This window comes from Kosakonia pseudosacchari (genome assembly GCF_015167415.1).
In the GTDB taxonomy this organism is placed as follows: Bacteria; Pseudomonadota; Gammaproteobacteria; order Enterobacterales; family Enterobacteriaceae; genus Kosakonia; species Kosakonia pseudosacchari.
The window spans coordinates 2,625,328-2,644,607 of the sequence record NZ_CP063425.1 but is presented as its reverse complement, the minus strand read 5'-3'; the positions used below and the strand labels follow the sequence as shown (position 1 = coordinate 2,644,607).

Sequence of the window (19,280 nt, the reverse complement as noted above, 5' to 3'; positions counted from 1 at the left end):
TTTTTTTTACTGTCGCGTTGGCATTATCGCGGGCGAGCTTTTTCGCTCACCCCAGCCAAGGTTATTGCCGGCGGCAGCCAGCAGGATTAACACACCTCCCGCCATTTGCACCGCGCTTAATGTATGCCCAAACAGCGCGTTATCCACCACAATCGCCACCAGCGGATAGATAAACGACAGCGAGCCAATCAGCGGTGTGGGTAACTTTTGTATCGCGCTATACAACAGCTGATACATCACGCCGGTATGCACAATACCGAGTGTTAGCAGAATGCCCCACGGCAATGTCCCGCCAGTCGTGGGCAGATGAACCAGCGGCAATAACATTACCGTGCCGGTTAATACCTGAATCAGGGCGATATGCTGTGGCGGAAGTTGCTTAAGGTGGCGGGCAATTAACGCGGTGACGGCATAGAAAAAAGCAGCGCCCAGCGCCATGGCAATGCCGATAAGCCACTGCGCGTTCGGATGATGTAATTCACTGAGCAACAGGAGCACCACCCCGGAAAACGCCAGTAACAGCCATCCCCATTTCGCCAGCGTGACGCGCTCGCCGAGCAACATACTCATCAGCACTAACATAAAAGGCTGGGTGTTGTAGACCACCGTGGCGAGCCCCATTGAAATGCGGCTGTAAGCGGCAAACAGCAGCAGCCAGTTAATCACCAGCGCGATGCCGCCCGCTATTACCAGCAGTAACACCGGGAACGCAAGGCGCGCGAACGGTTGTCCGCCAACGCGGATAAAAAGAAATAGCGCGCCTGCGCCAATCAGGCAGCGCCAGAACACCACATCAATCACTGGCAAACCGCTAAGCAATACAAATGCGCCAATCGACCCGGAAATCAGCATCGCCAGGCTCATCTGCCAGGTGCCATTAGGGATAGTTTTCATTTTTCATCTCCTGAACGTTGTTGGCATATTGTGAAAAAACGGCGGCCAGCTTTATATGGTTGTTGTAAGGTGTATGATGACTAATTCCTTTAAAAATTAGGTGAAGATGATGGATTACCTTATTGACGATATCGACAGGGCTATTCTTGCCTGCCTGGCAGAGGATGCGCGCCAGTCACTGAAGGTATTAAGTGCGCGAGTGGGGCTGACATCGCCCAGCACGGCAGAGCGCGTGAAACGGCTGGAAGAGCGCGGCGTGATAGAAGGCTATGGCGCGCGCGTAAACCTGACCGCGCTGGATTACCGCTTGCAGGCGCTGGTGCGTGTTCGCCCGATGCCCGGTATGTTGCAGAAAGTGGATAAAATGCTCCAGGCGCTGCCGGAATGCATCGAGTGTGACAAAGTGACTGGGGAAGATTGCTTTGTGATGCGGTTGGTGGTGCGCTCAATCGAGCAACTGGATAACTTGCTTGATGGCATTGCCGAATATGCGCAGTGCAATACATCGATAGTGAAGAGTTCACCGGTTAAACGTCGGTTACCGCCGCTGTGAGGTTCAACTGCCAGCCGCGCGGCGCGCCTGGTTTTCCCCGTTGCGGCAACGTTCTCTCGCGTTGCTCGAGTCGAACCTTAATCGAAGGTTCTCGTCCTTTCCGGATCGGTAAGGCATGCAGGAACTGGACAGTTTGAATACAGGGTTTTATTTGAAGAGATGGTGGTGGGGGAAGGATTACTCGTCGCTTGCGCTCCTCGCCCTTCGGGCCGTTGCCTGCGGCAACGTTCTCTCGCATGCGCTCGAGTCGAACCTTAATCGAAGGTTCTCGTCCTTCCCGGATTGGTAAGGTATGTAAGAACTGAGCGGTTTGAATACAGGGTTTTATTTGAAGAGATGGTGGTGGGGGAAGGATTACTCGTCGCTTGCGCTCCTCGCCCTTCGGGCCGTTGCCTGCGGCAACGTTCTCTCGCATGCGCTCGAGTCGAACCTTAATCGAAGGTTCTCGTCCTTCCCGGATTGGTAAGGTATGTAAGAACTGAGCGGTTTGAATACAGGGTTTTATTTGAAGAGATGGTGGTGGGGGAAGGATTCGAACCTTCGAAGTCGATGACGGCAGATTTACAGTCTGCTCCCTTTGGCCGCTCGGGAACCCCACCAGGGGAAAATCAAATTGTCGATGCATGATGTAGATGGTGGTGGGGGAAGGATTCGAACCTTCGAAGTCGATGACGGCAGATTTACAGTCTGCTCCCTTTGGCCGCTCGGGAACCCCACCACGGGGTAAAGCAATTTCTTACTGGCATGCTTCCATCTCGGGAAGCGCGGCGCATCATATCAAATGACGCGCCGCTGTAAAGCGTTGAAACGAGAAAAATGAATCAGTTGTCTGCTTTTTGCCCGTAACGATGCAAAGCCGAACAACGCATTTAATGAACGGTTAAAGAATAATCGTGCGGTTGCCGTAAACGAACACGCGTTGCGCTAAAACCTGATACAACGCGCGGCTCAATACGTTCTTCTCGACATCCCGACCCGCGCGCATCATATCCTCGGCGGTATAGGTGTGATCGACATGAATCACGTCCTGCATAATGATTGGGCCTTCATCCAGATTGTCATTCACATAGTGCGCAGTAGCACCAATTATCTTCACGCCACGCTCGTAAGCCTGATGATAGGGGCGTGCGCCGATGAAAGCGGGCAGGAATGAGTGGTGAATATTGATGATTTTATTCGGAAAGCGAGACACAAACTCTGGCGTTAATACGCGCATATATTTTGCCAGCACCACGTAATCCGGCTGGTGCGCTTCGATGGCCTGCGCCATCTGCTGGTCGTGGGCTTCACGCGTCAGCCCTTCATGGCTAACCAGTTCAAACGGGATATCAAAACGTTCAACTAAAGACCGCAGCGTTTCATGGTTGCCAATCACGGCGGCAATATCGACATCCAGGCCGCCGTAATTGGCTTTCATCAGCAAATCGCCAAGGCAGTGCGCCTCTTTGGTGACCAGAATGACGACGCGGCGGCGACCGGCTGGATTCAGCTCACGCACAGAACCTTCCGGGAGCGCACTATCGAGATCCGCAAGCAGCGTGGCGTCGTTAAAAATGCCTTCGAGCTCGGTACGCATAAAGAAGCGACCGGTGCGGTGATCGACAAACTCATTATTCTGCACAATGTTCAGTTCGTGCTTGTAACAAATGTTCGTGATCCGCGCGATGAGGCCTTTCTGGTCTGGGCAAATGGTGCGCAAAATTTTACGTTGTGTTGAATGCATTGCCGGGTAAATCCTGTTGATGGTGTTTGCTGTAAGGTGTTGGCAGGCCTATTGCCCGCAGCACTTTTTAAATTTTTTACCTGACCCGCAAGGGCAGGGATCGTTACGGCCAAATTGCGGCCGCGTTCCGTCGATATAGTACCACTGGCCGTTCTCCTTTAAGAATCGGGAACGTTCGATAATTGCGCCGTCTTTGCCGTGCTCATTAAACCGCGCCACAAAGCTGACGAAGCCTTCGTTATCCTTTTCGCCGTAAGCATGTTCAAATACCGTCAGACCGCGCCATGTGGTCGCCGCAAAGCTCGCTTCAATTTGCTGGCGGAACGCCTCAGCGCCACAAGACGGGTGCCAGGTTTTTACCAGGTACTCTGACTGATGTAATACAAAAGCCGTATAGCGCGATCGCATCAGGCGTGACGGATCCGGCGCAACCTGCCTGCCAGACAGATAAGGCTGGCAACATAGGCTATACTCCAGAGCGCTACCGCAAGGGCAAGATTGTGACAAAATAGCATTCCAGGAATAAAAATAACGGCGCGTTAGCGCCAGGGTAGCGATATGTTAACTGAGCCGTAGCGCTGTGGCTACAGTAAGCCGGGGGAAGTAAAATAAGCGTTATGAGAAAGGTAAAAATTGGTCTGGCGCTCGGTTCCGGCGCGGCCAGAGGTTGGTCACATATCGGCGTGATTAATGCTTTACAGCGCGCGGGTATCGAAATTGATATTGTAGCGGGGTGTTCGATTGGTTCACTGGTCGGTGCCGCTTACGCGTGTGGACGTCTGCCGGCGCTGGAAAAATGGGTACGCTCTTTTCGCTACTGGGATGTGTTGCGACTGATGGATCTCTCCTGGCAGCGCGGTGGTCTGTTGCGTGGTGAACGCGTGTTCAATCAGTATCGCCAGTTGTTGCCGTACGCGGATTTTACTCACTGCCAGAAACGCTTTGGCGCCGTGGCAACCAACCTTAGCACCGGGCGCGAGCTCTGGTTCACTGAAGGTGATTTACATCATGCTGTTCGCGCCTCCTGTAGTATGCCCGGATTAATGTCACCGGTTCCGCATAATGGTTACTGGCTGGTGGATGGCGCGGTGGTGAATCCCGTACCGGTTTCCCTTACCCGTGCGCTGGGCGCTGATGTGGTGATTGCGGTGGATTTGCAGCATGACGCCCACCTGATGCAGCAAGATCTGCTGTCGGTAAATCTTTCTAATAATGATAAAGACAGCGACACTGTTGCCACGCAGCGTTGGCATCAACGCCTGCGTGAACGGCTGGGGCGGATAACGCCAAAACGGCCGATCGCGCCCACGGCGATGGAAATCATGAGCACCTCGATTCAGGTGCTTGAGAACCGACTGAAACGTAATCGTATGGCTGGCGATCCGCCAGATATCCTGTTGCAACCTCTCTGCCCACAAATTTCGACGCTCGATTTTCATCGGGCGGATGCTGCTATTGCAGCGGGGCAACTGGCGACAGAAAAGAAAATGGATGAATTGCTTCCTTTAGCACGAACCCTTTCGTAAGTAGATTTTTTATAGACTTCAGCAAATTCTGACAGGCGATTATCGGTGAAGCATGCCACTATTGATCTATCGTCAGGCAGGGGAGATAAGATGACGCAGCCGTTGGCCGGAAAACAGATACTGATCGTTGAAGACGAGCCCGTTTTCCGCTCTCTGCTGGATTCGTGGTTGCAATCTTTAGGCGCGATAACGCTGCTGGCAGAAGATGGGGTCGTCGCGCTTGAGCTGTTGGCAGCAAACAAACCCGATCTGATGATTTGCGATCTTGCTATGCCGCGCATGAATGGCCTTGTTCTCATTGAGACGTTACGCAATCGGGGTATGCAAACGCCGGTGCTCGTAATATCGGCGACAGAAAATATGGCCGATATCGCTAAAGCATTGCGTCTTGGTGTTCAGGATGTCGTTCTTAAACCCGTTAAAGATCTTAATCGATTAAAAGAAACGCTCTTCGCCTGCCTTTATCCCAATATGTTTAATTCGCGCGTTGAGGAAGAGGAGCGCTTGTTTCAGGACTGGGACGCGCTGGTCGATAATCCTCAGGCCGCGGCGAATTTACTGAAAGAGCTCCAGCCCCCGGTGCAACAAGTTATTTCCGGTTGCCGGGTTAATTATCGCCAACTGGTTTCTGTGGAAAGCCCCGGTCTGGTGCTTGATATCGCGCCGATATCAGGTCAGGACCTGGCGTTTTATTGTCTGGATGTGACGCGCGCAGAAAATAATGGTGTGCTGGCGGCACTGCTGTTGCGAGCCTTATTTAATGGGTTGCTGCAAGAACAACTTTCTCATCAGCGCCAGCGCTTACCCGAGATGGGCGCGCTGCTCAAGCAGGTAAACCAATTATTGCACCAGGCTAATTTACCCGGCCAGTTTCCACTGCTTGTGGGCTATTACCACAGTGAATTGAAAAATCTGATACTCGTTTCAGCTGGCCTTAACGCAACGTTAAATACCGGCGATCATCAAATTCAAATCAGCAATGGGGTGCCTCTCGGTACGCTTGGTAATACCTATTTAAATCAGCTGAGTCAGCGTTGCGACTCCTGGCAATGTCAGGTATGGGGCGCTGGCGGGCGTCTGCGTTTAATGTTGAGCGCGGAATGAGCGATCGAATCATACATTGCAGATAGATTTACCCTCCGCATAAAAACGGGTGGTACTATCGCCGCAGTTTATGCGTATTAGTCCTAATTAGATGTAAGCGCGTCCTTTTCAGACCTGGTCGATGGGTTGGTACTGATATACTCAGACGCGAGTTAATTCATGAACATGTTCAAGCATGGACAGTCCAGGAGATTTTCAATGGCTGCAATAAATTCGAAAGTGACTAAAGCAGTAATCCCGGTTGCGGGATTGGGAACCAGGATGTTACCAGCGACTAAGGCAATTCCTAAAGAAATGTTACCGCTGGTTGATAAGCCATTAATTCAGTATGTCGTAAATGAGTGTATCGCTGCCGGCATTACTGAAATCGTTCTGGTAACACATTCATCTAAAAACTCTATCGAAAACCACTTCGATACCAGCTTCGAACTCGAAGCAATGTTGGAAAAACGCGTAAAACGTCAGTTGCTGGAAGAAGTTCAGTCTATTTGCCCGCCGCACGTGACTATTATGCAGGTGCGCCAGGGGCTGGCGAAAGGCTTGGGACACGCTGTATTGTGTGCACACCCGGTAGTCGGTAACGAGCCCGTAGCGGTTATTCTGCCGGACGTGATTCTGGATGAATATGAATCCGATCTCTCCCAGGATAACCTGGCAGAGATGATTAAACGTTTTGACGAAACCGGTGCCAGCCAGATCATGGTTGAGCCTGTGGATGATGTTACGGCTTACGGCGTGGTGGATTGCAAAGGCGCAACGCTGAATCCGGGTGATAGCGTTCCGATGGTGGGGGTGGTTGAAAAACCAAAAGCGAATGTCGCGCCATCTAATCTTGCCGTTGTAGGTCGCTATGTTCTGAGCGCAGAAATTTGGCCGCTGCTGGCGAAAACTCCTCCGGGAGCAGGCGATGAGATCCAGCTTACCGATGCTATCGATATGCTGATCGAAAAAGAAACCGTAGAAGCCTATCATATGAAAGGCAAAAGCCATGACTGCGGTAATAAACTTGGCTATATGCGCGCATTCGTAGAGTACGGGATTCGTCACAATTCGCTGGGTGCGGAATTTAAAGCCTGGCTCGAAGAAACCGTAGGTGCCGGGAAAGCATAATACGCTTTCTATAGCCGGAATAAGGCCGGAGATAATAGTGCAGCGCACTGCTTATCTCCGGCCTTTTTTATTTTTGAATGTTCCGAATGAGAAGGTTACATCGAAGCTGCACAGAAGATATAGCACGAAACAATAAATGAATTGCCCAGGATTTGAGCAATATGCATTTGAAAAACGTATATTCCAGATGCCATACACTATATTTGTGAAGAGAATGTGTGCTTTGTCAAAAAAATCCCGCCAGTTGGCGGGATCCTTTGAAATCTGGCTTGATTACTCTTCGATCAGGAAATCGTCGAGTTGTTTACCTTGCTCGTCCATTGCTTTTTTGATGACTGCCGGAGTACGACCCTGACCCGTCCAGGTTTTGGTCTCGCCATTTTCATCAACATAGCTATATTTAGCCGGGCGTGCTGCACGTTTTGCTTTAGTACCGGTCTTAGCGGTAACCATGCTGTTCAGCAATTCGTTCGGATCAATACCGTCAGCGATCAGCATTTCACGATATTGTTGTAATTTACGCGTACGCTCTTCAACTTCGGCTGCGGCAGCGCTTTCTTCCTCTCGGCGCTCATTAACCACAACTTCTAATTTCTCCAGCATCTCTTCGAGCGTTTCCAGAGTGCATTCTCTTGCTTGCGCACGAAGAGTACGGATGTTGTTCAGAATTTTAAGTGCTTCGCTCATTGTAGTAATCTCAAACTTATATTGGGGTGGTTTGTCGGGCTAATAATAGAGCGTTAATTTCGTCAGTGCAATAGCTGTGAATGTAAGGAATTCAAAATGCCGCTTTATTAAGTCGATTTATAAATATCGCTAACTTAAATTTTTCTTGAAGAAACGCACAAAAAAACCGCTTATACCGATGTACTGTCAGCGCCGCTGACAGCGTGTTTATGCATTAACTTCTGATTAATCCGATCCGCGTTTATAGCCATTATGGATAAATATCGACCTTGGGTATTCCGGTGTGGAAAGTGCTTCTTCCTTAAATTATTAATAATTTCCATATGTTTGGGTGAGAATGTTCCGATTAAAAAATTTGTAAGATCATGAATTTCTTATTGCTGTTTCTTTGGCAGTAACAACACCGATGATTAACTATTGGAATATGTGTGAGTCCGCTATTGAGGAGTGATTTACTTCATTCGCGAAGCGACGACAGGACGACCAGATAAAATATGGTACACTTCGCGCCGGGAATATCACACTTTGATTGGGGTTTTGCACGCAATGGCACAGCTTTATTTCTACTATTCAGCAATGAATGCGGGGAAATCAACGGCGTTACTACAATCCTCTTACAATTATCAGGAAAGAGGAATGCGCACGGTGGTTTATACCGCCGAAATTGACGATCGCTTCGGAGCAGGCAAGGTTAGCTCTCGTATCGGTTTATCTTCACCTGCGCGTTTGTTTAATCACAACTCGTCGTTGTTTGACGAAATCAACGCTGAGCATCAACAACAAGCTGTGCACTGTGTGCTGGTTGACGAGTGCCAGTTTTTAACGCGTGAACAGGTTTATGCGTTATCTGAAGTTGTCGATCAACTGGATATTCCTGTGCTCTGTTATGGTTTGCGCACGGATTTTCGCGGTGAGTTATTTGTGGGCAGCCAGTATTTGCTGGCATGGTCGGATAAACTGGTTGAGCTAAAAACTATCTGTTTCTGCGGGCGTAAAGCCAGTATGGTGCTGCGCCTTGATCAAGCGGGGCGCCCTTATAACGAAGGGGAACAGGTGGTCATTGGCGGTAATGAACGCTATGTATCCGTGTGCCGCAAACACTACAAAGAAGCCCTGCTAGAAGGATCTTTAACGACGATTCAGCAACGTGCCAGAGGTTAGCTTTTCGTTTTCTCTCGTTAGCAATAAAAAACCCGCCGAAGCGGGTTTTTTATTAGCGTTAACAATTAAGCGAGTTTCTTCGCTTTTTTGTCTGCTTTAACTGGAGCAGCTTCAGCTTTCACTGCTGCCACTTCACCTTCTTTGTACTCACGACCGTAGAAAGTATCCAGCAGGATCTGTTTCAGTTCAGAGATCAGCGGATAGCGCGGGTTAGCACCGGTACACTGGTCATCAAACGCATCTTCAGACAGCTTGTCCACGTTGGCCAGGAAGTCAGCTTCCTGAACGCCAGCTTCACGGATAGATTTCGGAATACCCAGTTCAGCTTTGATGCTTTCCAGCCATGCCAGCAGTTTTTCGATCTTCGCTGCAGTACGGTCACCGGCAGAAGTCAGACCTAAATGGTCGGCGATTTCTGCATAACGGCGGCGTGCCTGCGGGCGGTCATACTGACTGAACGCAGTCTGCTTAGTCGGGTTGTCGTTCGCGTTATAGCGAATAACGTTACAGATAAGCAGGGCGTTAGCCAGACCATGCGGAATGTGGAACTGCGAACCCAGTTTGTGCGCCATGGAGTGGCACACACCAAGGAAGGCGTTGGCAAAGGCGATACCGGCGATGGTAGCAGCACTGTGAACGCGTTCACGAGCAACCGGGTTTTTGGAACCTTCGTTGTAAGAAGCTGGCAGGTTCTCTTTCAGCAATTTCAGCGCTTGCAGCGCCTGGCCGTCAGAGAATTCAGAAGCCAGTACGGAAACGTAAGCTTCAAGCGCGTGAGTTACCGCATCCAGGCCACCGAAGGCGCACAGGGATTTCGGCATATCCATCACCAGGTTGGCATCGACAATCGCCATATCCGGCGTCAGAGCATAGTCTGCCAGTGGATATTTCTGACCGGTAGCATCATCCGTTACTACCGCAAACGGCGTAACTTCAGAACCGGTACCGGAAGTGGTGGTGATAGCGATCATTTTCGCTTTCACGCCCATTTTCGGGAACTTGTAGATACGTTTACGGATATCCATAAAGCGCAGCGCCAGTTCTTCGAAATGGGTTTCCGGATGTTCGTACATCACCCACATAATTTTTGCGGCGTCCATCGGGGAACCACCGCCCAGGGCGATAATCACGTCCGGTTTGAAGGAGTTCGCCAGCTCAGCACCTTTACGCACGATGGTCAGTGTCGGGTCTGCTTCAACTTCAAAGAACACTTCGGTTTCAACACCGGCCGCTTTCAGTACCGATGTAATCTGGTCTGCATAACCGTTGTTGAACAGGAAACGGTCAGTCACGATAAGCGCGCGTTTGTGACCATCAGTAATCACTTCATCCAGCGCGATTGGCAGAGAGCCACGGCGGAAGTAGATAGATTTCGGAAGTTTGTGCCACAACATGTTTTCAGCTCGCTTAGCAACGGTTTTCTTGTTGATCAGGTGTTTCGGACCAACGTTTTCAGAGATGGAGTTACCACCCCAGGAACCACAACCCAGAGTCAGGGAAGGTGCGAGTTTGAAGTTATACAGGTCACCGATACCACCCTGAGAAGCCGGGGTGTTAATCAGGATACGCGCGGTTTTCATCTTCTGACCGAAGTAAGAAACACGTTCCTGCTGGTTATCCTGGTCGGTATACAGGCAAGAGGTGTGACCGATGCCACCCATGGCGACAAGTTTCTCAGCTTTTTCGACCGCGTCTTCGAAATCTTTCGCGCGGTACATTGCAAGCGTCGGGGACAGTTTTTCGTGTGCGAACGGCTCGCTCTCATCGACAACTTTCACTTCACCAATCAGGATCTTAGTGGTCGTAGGAACGGTGAAACCGGCCAACTCAGCGATTTTGTAAGCAGGCTGACCAACGATAGCGGCGTTCAGCGCACCATTTTTCAGGATAATGTCCTGAACTGCTTTCAACTCTTTACCCTGAAGCAGGTAACCGCCGTGGCTGGCGAAACGCTCACGAACCGCGTCATAGACAGAATCAACAACAACAACGGACTGTTCAGAAGCACAGATAACGCCGTTATCAAAGGTTTTAGACATCAGTACGGACGCCACTGCACGTTTAATATCGGCAGTTTCATCAATCACAACCGGGGTGTTACCTGCACCTACACCGATAGCCGGTTTACCGGAGCTGTATGCCGCTTTTACCATGCCCGGGCCGCCAGTGGCGAGGATCAGGTTGATATCCGGGTGGTGCATTAATGCGTTGGACAGTTCAACAGACGGTTGGTCAATCCAGCCGATCAGATCTTTCGGAGCACCAGCGGCAATAGCTGCTTGCAGTACGATATCAGCCGCTTTGTTGGTGGCATCTTTAGCGCGCGGATGCGGGGAGAAAATGATTGCGTTACGGGTCTTCAGGCTAATCAGCGATTTAAAGATCGCGGTGGAGGTTGGGTTAGTGGTTGGAACAATACCACAGATAATGCCGATGGGTTCTGCGATGGTAATGGTGCCGAAGGTGTCATCTTCAGACAGCACGCCGCAGGTTTTCTCATCTTTATACGCGTTATAAATATATTCGGAAGCGAAGTGGTTTTTAATCACTTTGTCTTCAACGATACCCATGCCGGATTCGGCGACCGCCATTTTTGCCAGCGGGATACGAGCATCTGCGGCGGCCAGAGCGGCAGCACGGAAGATTTTATCTACTTGCTCTTGAGTAAAGTTGGCATATTCACGCTGGGCTTTCTTCACGCGTTCAACGAGTGCGTTAAGTTCAGCGACATTAGTAACAGCCATAATGCTCTCCTGATAATGTTTAAACTCTTTTAGTAAACCAGCTGCCTAATTGGAAAGTATAGACAGACCGGCTGCAGGTTGCGTAAATTTCGTAAAAACAAAGAGTTAACGCTAAACCATCCACCACTGATTTACTGAAAGAGCCTCGAGGATACAACGCACTTACTGACACTTTTGAGCTCTTTTCGTGCCATCAAGATTACCCACTTCTGAGTAAGCATTGCGTGATCTACATCAAATTTCAGCGAAGCTGACACCTTTCAGCAGCCCGTTTTTGGGCATTTGTAGCAAATGTTAATGGCATATGGCCAGGCGCGCTCTAAGATTATCACAATTCCCACAACTGAATAACATGCTGTATTGCTGCGAATTTCCACGGAAATCATGATGAACTGCGCGGCGAAAACGCGTATCTTCTGCATGGATTTTCCTGTCGCGCCGATAGGTTATTTATCTGACAACGTTACGGAACCTACTGTGGAGCACATCGTGTTCGATCTTCCCCTCTATTTTAAATTTTTTATTGGCCTGTTTGCGTTGGTCAACCCGGTCGGCATTATTCCGGTCTTTATCAGCATGACCAGCTACCAGATGACCGCCGCGCGGAATAAAACGAATCTCACCGCCAATCTTTCCGTAGCCATTATTCTCTGGACGTCACTGTTTCTTGGGGATGCGATATTGCAGCTGTTTGGTATTTCGATCGATTCGTTCCGTATTGCCGGGGGCATTCTGGTGGTGACTATCGCCATGTCGATGATCAGCGGGAAACTGGGTGAAGATAAGCAGAACAAACAAGAGAAGTCAGAGACAGCCATCCGCGAAAGTATCGGCGTGGTGCCGCTAGCTTTACCTCTAATGGCGGGGCCGGGGGCGATCAGTTCCACGATTGTCTGGGGAACGCGCTACCACACGGTTGAGCATCTGATCGGTTTCACCGTCGCGATCGCGCTGTTTGCACTCAGCTCCTGGGGGCTATTTCGTATCGCGCCCTGGCTGGTGCGTTTGCTTGGGCAAACGGGTATTAACGTCATTACACGTATTATGGGGTTATTACTCATGGCGCTCGGTATTGAGTTTATTGTTGCCGGGGCGAGATCGCTATTTCCTGGTTTGCTGAACTGATTCACTTCTTCCTTTAATAGGACCAGGAAATAAAAGGTTGTCGTTATGCTTTCTTTTATATAGCGATAGCCGTTGTATAGAGAAAAATCGCTGTAAAGGAACGCGCAAAATCAGCAAAACATATGACGAATCCGCAAAACAGCAGAAAGTATAATAAATTACACTAATCAGAAAATCTTTTTTCTATCAGTGGATTATAAGTATAACGAATCTCTGCTGTGCGGAATTCGCGCAATCACACCTGTTATTTCTGTCACATCATACTATTGGGCTTGCCGTGACATACTTGAAATGATATTAGTACTTTCAATCTTCTCGCAGATGAATGTGCTAAAAAGTAGTCAATTGTTGCTTTTTTGTGCAAAAAAGCACAGCATCAGTCGAAAAACATCACACGGTGGTGGTGTTCATTTATCTCATTGATAATAATAGATAAAAAAGTAACAGGGAGGCTGAAAAGCTATCGCCTTGCGGTTGATGCTGCGCCGTAAAAGAGAAATGGTTAACAAATTTGCAAAATGTATTGGCGGCAGAAGAGGGCATTTGTTATTTTCCGCCCATTATGTTTCTCGACCTTATAATTTGCAGAATAAACAGCTCAGATGAGAATCGTTTTCATATAAAACTATTCTCATAGTGAATACAGCGCGTCTCGACAGGGGAGACGCGTAACAGAATCGACGCAAGATTGCCGTTTGAGCAGTCCGTAATAAAAAAGTCGGTGATAGCAGCAGTAAAAAAAGATGTCTGATAGCGCCAAAAAGCTCCTGCGCTATACAGGCCCCCAACAGGGGATGAAACACGCTGGCGTGAACGTCAGTAATTATAATGAGTGGAGTAACAACACAATGTCCATCATCACAAAGAAAAGTCTGGTAGCTGCGGGGATTTTGACTGCGCTAATTACCGGTAATGCGGCAATGGCTGCCGACGTACCGGCAGGAGTTCAACTGGCGGAGAAGCAAACGCTGGTTCGTAACAACGGTTCTGAGGTGCAATCTCTCGACCCGCATAAAATCGAAGGCGTTCCTGAATCCAACATCAACCGCGACCTGTTTGAAGGTCTGCTGATCTCCGATGTTCAGGGGCATCCGACTGCCGGTGTCGCAGAGACATGGGATAATAAAGATTTTAAAGTCTGGACCTTCCATCTGCGTAAAAACGCGAAATGGTCCGACGGTACGCCTGTAACGGCGCATGATTTTGTTTATAGCTGGCAGCGCCTGGCGGATCCGAAAACCGCCTCTCCGTATGCGAGCTATCTGCAGTACGGTCACATCGCCAATATCGACGATGTTATCGCTGGCAAAAAACCGACCAGCGATCTTGGCGTAAAAGCAATTGATGATTACACCTTCGAAGTTACCCTGAGCGAGCCGGTTCCTTATTTCTATAAACTGCTGGTTCACCCATCTGTTTCCGCTGTGCCTAAAGCCACCATTGAAAAATTCGGCGAAAAATGGACGCAGCCGGCTAACATCGTGACCAACGGTGCTTACAAACTGAAAGATTGGGTGGTCAACGAACGTATCGTTCTTGAGCGCAACACCAATTACTGGGATAACGCGAAAACCGTTATTAACCAGGTCACTTACCTGCCAATCTCTTCTGAAGTGACAGACGTTAACCGCTACCGCAGCGGCGAAATCGACATGACTTATAACAACATGCCGATCGAACTGTTCCAGAAACTGAAAAAAGAGATCCCTAAAGAAGTACACGTTGACCCGTACCTGTGCACTTACTACTACGAAATCAACAACCAGAAAGCCCCGTTCACTGACGTTCGCGTTCGTACCGCGCTGAAACTGGCGCTGGATCGCGACATCATCGTCAACAAAGTGAAAAACCAGGGCGATCTACCGGCATACAGTTACACGCCGCCGTACACCGATGGTGCAAAACTGACTGAACCGGCCTGGTTCAAAATGACCCAGGAACAGCGCAACGCTGAAGCGAAAAAACTGCTGGCCGAAGCGGGCTACACCGCAGACAAACCGCTGTCGTTCAGCCTGCTGTATAACACTTCCGATCTGCATAAAAAACTGGCGATCGCTGTGGCTTCCATCTGGAAGAAAAACCTTGGCGTAGACGTGAAGCTGGAAAACCAGGAGTGGAAAACCTTCCTCGACACGCGCCATCAGGGCACCTTTGATGTTGCACGTGCGGGCTGGTGTGCGGACTACAACGAGCCGACCTCCTTCCTGAATACCATGCTCTCTGACAGCTCCAACAACACCGCGCACTATAAGAGCCCGGCGTTTGACAAGCTGATCGGCGACACGCTGAAAGTGACTGACGAAGCACAGCGCAGCGAACTTTATTCCAAAGCTGAACAGCAACTGGATAAAGACTCGGCGATCGTTCCGGTTTACTACTACGTGAACGCCCGTCTGGTGAAAACCTGGGTTGGTGGTTACACCGGTAAAGACCCGATGGATAATATCTACGTTAAAAACTTGTATATTATCAAGCATTAATGGCAATGAGTGGGGCAGGGCGACCTGCCCCACAGTGTCTTATTTTATCGCACCAGAACACACATCGGTCGCAGGCTTAACCGCCTGAAAGAGAATGTGTAAAAGGCACAGGCCAGAAGGTACGGGCAATGTTGAAATTTATCCTACGTCGCTGTCTTGAAGCGATCCCAACACTTTTCATTCTTATTACCATCTCGTTCTTTATGATGCGTCTCGCGCCGGGAAGTCCATTTACCGGTGAACGTGCGCTGGCGCCAGAGGTTATGGCGAATATTGAAGCGAAATATCATTTAAACGACCCGATCACTACGCAATATTTCAGTTATCTGAAACAGCTGGCGCATTTCGATTTCGGGCCGTCATTCAAATACAAAGACTACACCGTGAATGACCTGGTAGCGGCAAGCTTCCCGGTTTCCGCAAAATTAGGTGCGGCGGCCTTTATTCTGGCGATTGTCTTTGGCGTTACGGCCGGTGTCGTCGCCGCGCTTAACCAGAACACCCGGTGGGACTATACGGTTATGGGGCTGGCAATGACCGGGGTCGTTATCCCGAGCTTCGTTGTTGCGCCATTATTGGTGATGATCTTCGCCATCGTGCTGAAGTGGCTGCCCGCGGGCGGCTGGAATGGCGGAGCACTGAAATTCATGATCCTGCCGATGGTGGCGTTATCACTGGCTTATATTGCCAGCATCGCGCGTATCACTCGCGGTTCGATGATTGAAGTCCTGCACTCAAACTTTATTCGCACTGCGCGTGCCAAAGGTTTACCGATGCGCCGGATCATTTTCCGTCATGCGCTCAAACCCGCACTGCTGCCAGTGCTCTCCTATATGGGCCCGGCGTTTGTCGGCATCATTACCGGTTCCATGGTTATCGAGACCATTTATGGTCTGCCGGGTATTGGCCAGCTGTTCGTTAATGGCGCGCTGAACCGTGACTATTCGCTGGTGCTGAGCCTGACCATCCTGGTTGGCACGCTGACCATTCTGTTTAACGCGATTGTTGATGTGCTGTATGCCGTTATCGATCCGAAGATCCGTTATTAATACTGGAGTTCGCCATGATGTTAAGTAAGAAAAACAGCGAGGCGCTGGAAAACTTCAGTGAGAAACTTGAAGTCGAAGGACGAAGCCTGTGGCAGGATGCGCGCCGTCGCTTTATGCATAACCGTGCTGCGGTGGCGAGTCTGATCGTATTACTGCTGATAGCCCTGTTTGTGACATTAGCGCCGATGCTGTCGCAGTTTAGCTATTTCGATACCGACTGGGGCATGATGTCCAGCCAGCCGGATATGGAGTCCGGTCACTATTTTGGTACTGATTCTTCCGGTCGCGACCTGCTGGTGCGTGTGGCGATCGGCGGGCGTATCTCGCTGATGGTGGGTATCGCTGCCGCGCTGGTGGCCGTTATCCTGGGGACGCTGTACGGTTCACTTTCCGGCTACCTGGGCGGTAAAACGGACTCGGTGATGATGCGTTTGCTGGAGATCCTCAACTCCTTCCCGTTTATGTTCTTCGTGATCCTGCTGGTGACATTCTTTGGGCAAAACATTCTGCTCATCTTTGTTGCTATCGGTATGGTTTCCTGGCTCGATATGGCGCGTATTGTGCGCGGCCAGACCTTAAGCCTGAAACGTAAAGAGTTTATCGAAGCGGCGCAGGTGGGCGGAGTTTCTACCGCCAATATCGTTGTGCGCCACATAGTGCCAAACGTGCTGGGCGTGGTGGTGGTGTATGCCTCACTGCTGGTGCCAAGCATGATCCTGTTCGAGTCCTTCCTGAGCTTCCTCGGTCTGGGCACCCAGGAGCCGCTGAGCAGCTGGGGCGCGCTGTTAAGCGACGGTGCGAACTCAATGGAAGTGTCGCCGTGGTTGCTGCTGTTCCCGGCAGGTTTCCTGGTTATCACTTTGTTCTGTTTTAACTTTATCGGCGATGGCCTGCGTGATGCCCTCGATCCGAAAGACCGTTAAGGAGTGCTGTTATGAGCATAACTGAAACCTCATTCGCGTCGGCGACGCAGCAGCAATCCAATCTCCTGCTGGACGTGAAAGATCTGCGTGTTACCTTCCAGACCCCGGATGGCGATGTCACCGCGGTGAATGACCTTAACTTCTCGCTGCGTGCCGGTGAAACACTGGGTATCGTGGGTGAATCGGGTTCCGGTAAATCCCAGACAGCGTTTGCGCTGATGGGGTTACTGGCGGCGAACGGGCGCATTGGCGGCTCGGCGACGTTCAACGGCAAAGAGATCCTTAACCTGCCGGAGCAGGCGCTGAACAAACTGCGCGCCGAGCAGATCTCGATGATTTTCCAGGACCCGATGACTTCGCTGAACCCGTATATGCGCGTGGGTGAGCAGTTGATGGAAGTCCTGATGTTGCACAAAGGCATGAACAAAGCGGAAGCATTTGAAGAGTCCGTCAAAATGCTCGACGCGGTAAAAATGCCGGAAGCGCGTAAACGCATGCGCATGTATCCGCACGAATTTTCCGGCGGTATGCGCCAACGTGTAATGATCGCAATGGCGTTATTGTGCCGGCCAAAACTGTTGATTGCCGATGAACCGACTACCGCGCTGGACGTGACTGTTCAGGCGCAGATCATGACCCTGTTGAATGAGCTGAAACGCGAATTCAACACCGCAATCATTATGATCACCCATGACTTAGGTGTTGTCGCCGGTATCTGTGACAAAGTGCTGGTGATGTACGCTGGCCGTACCATGGAGTATGGCAAAGCGCGTGATGTGTTCTATCAGCCATCGCATCCGTACTCGATCGGCCTGCTGAACGCGGTACCGCGCCTCGACACGGAGGGCGAAGCGTTGTTGACCATTCCGGGCAACCCGCCGAACCTGCTGCGTCTGCCGAAAGGCTGCCCGTTCCAGCCGCGCTGCCCGCACGCGATGGAAATCTGTAACAGTGCTCCACCGCTGGAGGAGTTTGCCCCGGGCCGTTTGCGCGCCTGCTTTAAATCGGTGGAGGAACTGGTATGAATACTGCGATTGACGAGAGAAAAGTGCTGCTAGAAATCGCCGATTTAAAGGTGCATTTCGACATTAAAGATGGCAAACAGTGGTTCTGGCAACCGCCGAAAACCCTGAAAGCAGTTGATGGCGTTACGCTGCGTCTGTACGAAGGGGAAACCCTCGGCGTGGTGGGAGAATCCGGTTGCGGTAAGTCGACTTTTGCTCGCGCCATTATTGGTCTGGTGAAAGCCACCGACGGAAAAGTGGCCTGGCTGGGTAAAGATCTGCTGGGAATGAAGCAGGAAGAGTGGCGCGACGTCCGCAGTGATATCCAGATGATTTTCCAGGATCCGCTGGCATCACTGAACCCACGTATGACCATCGGTGAAATCATCGCCGAACCGCTGCGCACCTATCATCCGAAAATGTCGCGCCAGGAAGTGCGCGACCGCGTTAAGACGATGATGATGAAAGTGGGGCTGCTGCCGAACCTGATAAACCGCTATCCGCATGAATTCTCCGGTGGACAGTGTCAGCGTATCGGTATTGCCCGCGCGCTGATCCTCGAACCGAAACTGATTATTTGTGATGAACCGGTTTCCGCGCTGGATGTGTCAATTCAGGCGCAGGTCGTTAACCTGCTGCAACAACTGCAACGTGAAATGGGGCTGTCGCTGATCTTTATCGCCCACGACCTGGCGGTGGTGAAGCATATCTCCGACCGTGTGCTGGTAATGTACCTCGGTCATGCTGTAGAGCTTGGCACTTATGACGAGGTGTACCAGAACCCGCTGCATCCGTATACCAAAGCGCTGATGTCGGCGGTGCCGGTTCCGGACCCGGATCGGGAAAAGAACAAGACGATACAGCTGCTGGAAGGGGATTTGCCGTCACCAATCAACCCGCCGTCGGGCTGCGTGTTCCGTACTCGCTGCCCGATTGCCGGGCCTGAATGTGCACAGACGCGTCCGGTGCTCGAGGGTAGCTTCCGTCATGCGGTCTCTTGTCTGAAAGTCGACCCGCTATAATCCACGCATAAAAAAGGGCTGACAACTGTCAGCCCTTTTTTGTCTATAGAAAACCCCCAGCTAGGCTGGGGGTTCCGGAAAGCTTTCAGCTTTAAGCCAGTTATTAAAACCCCTTTTGATTTGTTAAAACAGCTTGCGGTCTGGCAACTGCAAAAGTTCAACAAGAAATCAAAAG

Annotated in this window: 16 protein-coding genes, 2 tRNA genes and 2 other RNA genes; 11 read left to right on the top strand and 9 right to left on the bottom strand. The window is 50.6% G+C overall.

The window, feature by feature from the left end; all coding sequences use genetic code 11:
• Positions 1 to 6: 6 nt before the first annotated feature.
• Positions 7 to 894, bottom strand: coding sequence for a DMT family transporter (locus tag IP581_RS12405; protein WP_193820506.1), 888 nt, complete (start codon positions 892 to 894; stop codon positions 7 to 9).
• 109 nt (positions 895 to 1,003) lie between these two features.
• Here IP581_RS12405 and IP581_RS12400 point away from each other — a divergent pair, with 109 nt between their 5' ends.
• Complete coding sequence (locus IP581_RS12400; protein ID WP_193822690.1) at positions 1,004 to 1,447, top strand: Lrp/AsnC family transcriptional regulator; 444 nt, start codon at positions 1,004 to 1,006, stop codon at positions 1,445 to 1,447.
• 160 nt (positions 1,448 to 1,607) lie between these two features.
• On the opposite strand, the gene IP581_RS12395 is transcribed toward IP581_RS12400, so the two are convergent.
• The 6 genes from IP581_RS12395 to IP581_RS12370 form a co-directional block, all read right to left on the bottom strand.
• A non-coding RNA gene (locus tag IP581_RS12395) (RtT sRNA) lies at positions 1,608 to 1,740 on the bottom strand.
• Positions 1,741 to 1,784: 44 nt separating this feature from the next.
• A non-coding RNA gene (locus IP581_RS12390) (RtT sRNA) lies at positions 1,785 to 1,917 on the bottom strand.
• Positions 1,918 to 1,961: 44 nt separating this feature from the next.
• A tRNA-Tyr gene (locus IP581_RS12385) sits at positions 1,962 to 2,046 on the bottom strand.
• 34 nt (positions 2,047 to 2,080) lie between these two features.
• Positions 2,081 to 2,165, bottom strand: a tRNA-Tyr gene (locus tag IP581_RS12380).
• Between the two features lie 162 nt (positions 2,166 to 2,327).
• Positions 2,328 to 3,170 (bottom strand): formyltetrahydrofolate deformylase, encoded by an 843-nt coding sequence (gene purU, locus IP581_RS12375; RefSeq protein ID WP_016495830.1) that lies wholly within the window; start codon positions 3,168 to 3,170, stop codon positions 2,328 to 2,330.
• A 48-nt stretch (positions 3,171 to 3,218) separates the two neighbouring features.
• Positions 3,219 to 3,677 carry a YchJ family protein gene (locus IP581_RS12370; RefSeq protein WP_193820505.1) on the bottom strand — a complete coding sequence of 153 codons (459 nt, stop codon included), beginning with the start codon at positions 3,675 to 3,677 and terminating at the stop codon, positions 3,219 to 3,221.
• Positions 3,678 to 3,787: 110 nt separating this feature from the next.
• Here IP581_RS12370 and rssA point away from each other — a divergent pair, with 110 nt between their 5' ends.
• The 3 genes from rssA (at position 3,788) to galU (ending at position 6,910) form a co-directional block, all read left to right on the top strand.
• The gene (gene rssA / locus IP581_RS12365) at positions 3,788 to 4,696 is read left to right on the top strand and encodes a patatin-like phospholipase RssA (RefSeq protein WP_086868640.1); all 909 of its coding nucleotides are present in this window, start codon (positions 3,788 to 3,790) and stop codon (positions 4,694 to 4,696) included.
• A 90-nt stretch (positions 4,697 to 4,786) separates the two neighbouring features.
• Positions 4,787 to 5,800 (top strand): two-component system response regulator RssB, encoded by a 1,014-nt coding sequence (rssB, locus tag IP581_RS12360; RefSeq protein ID WP_086868641.1) that lies wholly within the window; start codon positions 4,787 to 4,789, stop codon positions 5,798 to 5,800.
• 198 nt (positions 5,801 to 5,998) lie between these two features.
• Complete coding sequence (gene galU, locus IP581_RS12355; protein ID WP_086868643.1) at positions 5,999 to 6,910, top strand: UTP--glucose-1-phosphate uridylyltransferase GalU; 912 nt, start codon at positions 5,999 to 6,001, stop codon at positions 6,908 to 6,910.
• Between the two features lie 273 nt (positions 6,911 to 7,183).
• On the opposite strand, the gene hns is transcribed toward galU, so the two are convergent.
• Positions 7,184 to 7,597 (bottom strand): histone-like nucleoid-structuring protein H-NS, encoded by a 414-nt coding sequence (gene hns, locus IP581_RS12350; protein WP_017457162.1) that lies wholly within the window; start codon positions 7,595 to 7,597, stop codon positions 7,184 to 7,186.
• Positions 7,598 to 8,143: 546 nt separating this feature from the next.
• Here hns and tdk point away from each other — a divergent pair.
• Positions 8,144 to 8,758, top strand: coding sequence for a thymidine kinase (gene tdk, locus IP581_RS12345; RefSeq protein WP_193820504.1), 615 nt, complete (start codon positions 8,144 to 8,146; stop codon positions 8,756 to 8,758).
• Between the two features lie 65 nt (positions 8,759 to 8,823).
• On the opposite strand, the gene adhE is transcribed toward tdk, so the two are convergent.
• Entirely contained in the window at positions 8,824 to 11,502 is a 2,679-nt protein-coding gene (adhE, locus tag IP581_RS12340) for a bifunctional acetaldehyde-CoA/alcohol dehydrogenase (protein ID WP_086868647.1), read from the bottom strand.
• Between the two features lie 486 nt (positions 11,503 to 11,988).
• Here adhE and IP581_RS12335 point away from each other — a divergent pair, with 486 nt between their 5' ends.
• The 6 genes from IP581_RS12335 to oppF all read left to right on the top strand — a co-directional run bounded on the left by IP581_RS12335 (position 11,989) and on the right by oppF (position 19,105).
• Positions 11,989 to 12,627 carry a YchE family NAAT transporter gene (locus IP581_RS12335; RefSeq protein WP_370447798.1) on the top strand — a complete coding sequence of 213 codons (639 nt, stop codon included), beginning with the start codon at positions 11,989 to 11,991 and terminating at the stop codon, positions 12,625 to 12,627.
• An 848-nt stretch (positions 12,628 to 13,475) separates the two neighbouring features.
• Positions 13,476 to 15,107: an oligopeptide ABC transporter substrate-binding protein OppA gene (gene oppA, locus IP581_RS12330; RefSeq protein ID WP_025263594.1), complete on the top strand. Its 1,632-nt coding sequence runs from the start codon at positions 13,476 to 13,478 to the stop codon at positions 15,105 to 15,107.
• 128 nt (positions 15,108 to 15,235) lie between these two features.
• Positions 15,236 to 16,156, top strand: coding sequence for an oligopeptide ABC transporter permease OppB (oppB, locus tag IP581_RS12325; RefSeq protein ID WP_016495840.1), 921 nt, complete (start codon positions 15,236 to 15,238; stop codon positions 16,154 to 16,156).
• A 14-nt stretch (positions 16,157 to 16,170) separates the two neighbouring features.
• Positions 16,171 to 17,079: an oligopeptide ABC transporter permease OppC gene (gene oppC / locus IP581_RS12320; RefSeq protein ID WP_086868649.1), complete on the top strand. Its 909-nt coding sequence runs from the start codon at positions 16,171 to 16,173 to the stop codon at positions 17,077 to 17,079.
• 11 nt (positions 17,080 to 17,090) lie between these two features.
• Positions 17,091 to 18,104 (top strand): ABC transporter ATP-binding protein, encoded by a 1,014-nt coding sequence (gene oppD / locus IP581_RS12315; RefSeq protein ID WP_045513483.1) that lies wholly within the window; start codon positions 17,091 to 17,093, stop codon positions 18,102 to 18,104.
• On the top strand, positions 18,101 to 19,105 hold the full coding sequence (oppF, locus tag IP581_RS12310) for a murein tripeptide/oligopeptide ABC transporter ATP binding protein OppF (protein WP_016495843.1): 1,005 nt from the start codon (positions 18,101 to 18,103) through the stop codon (positions 19,103 to 19,105). Before oppD ends, oppF begins: the two co-directional genes overlap by 4 nt.
• The last annotated feature ends 175 nt before the right edge of the window (positions 19,106 to 19,280 follow it).

Bases quoted from the DNA above. Each gene is read 5' to 3' on its own strand.
- IP581_RS12405 (WP_193820506.1), bottom strand. From the start codon at position 894: ATGAAAACTATCCCTAATGGCACCTGGCAGATGAGCCTGGCGATGCTG.
- IP581_RS12400 (WP_193822690.1), top strand. From the start codon at position 1,004: ATGGATTACCTTATTGACGATATCGACAGGGCTATTCTTGCCTGCCTG.
- tdk (WP_193820504.1), top strand. From the start codon at position 8,144: ATGGCACAGCTTTATTTCTACTATTCAGCAATGAATGCGGGGAAATCA.
- oppF (WP_016495843.1), top strand. From the start codon at position 18,101: ATGAATACTGCGATTGACGAGAGAAAAGTGCTGCTAGAAATCGCCGAT.
- rssA (WP_086868640.1), top strand. From the start codon at position 3,788: ATGAGAAAGGTAAAAATTGGTCTGGCGCTCGGTTCCGGCGCGGCCAGA.
- adhE (WP_086868647.1), bottom strand. From the start codon at position 11,502: ATGGCTGTTACTAATGTCGCTGAACTTAACGCACTCGTTGAACGCGTG.
- oppC (WP_086868649.1), top strand. From the start codon at position 16,171: ATGATGTTAAGTAAGAAAAACAGCGAGGCGCTGGAAAACTTCAGTGAG.
- galU (WP_086868643.1), top strand. From the start codon at position 5,999: ATGGCTGCAATAAATTCGAAAGTGACTAAAGCAGTAATCCCGGTTGCG.
- rssB (WP_086868641.1), top strand. From the start codon at position 4,787: ATGACGCAGCCGTTGGCCGGAAAACAGATACTGATCGTTGAAGACGAG.
- purU (WP_016495830.1), bottom strand. From the start codon at position 3,170: ATGCATTCAACACAACGTAAAATTTTGCGCACCATTTGCCCAGACCAG.
- oppA (WP_025263594.1), top strand. From the start codon at position 13,476: ATGTCCATCATCACAAAGAAAAGTCTGGTAGCTGCGGGGATTTTGACT.
- hns (WP_017457162.1), bottom strand. From the start codon at position 7,597: ATGAGCGAAGCACTTAAAATTCTGAACAACATCCGTACTCTTCGTGCG.
- oppB (WP_016495840.1), top strand. From the start codon at position 15,236: ATGTTGAAATTTATCCTACGTCGCTGTCTTGAAGCGATCCCAACACTT.
- oppD (WP_045513483.1), top strand. From the start codon at position 17,091: ATGAGCATAACTGAAACCTCATTCGCGTCGGCGACGCAGCAGCAATCC.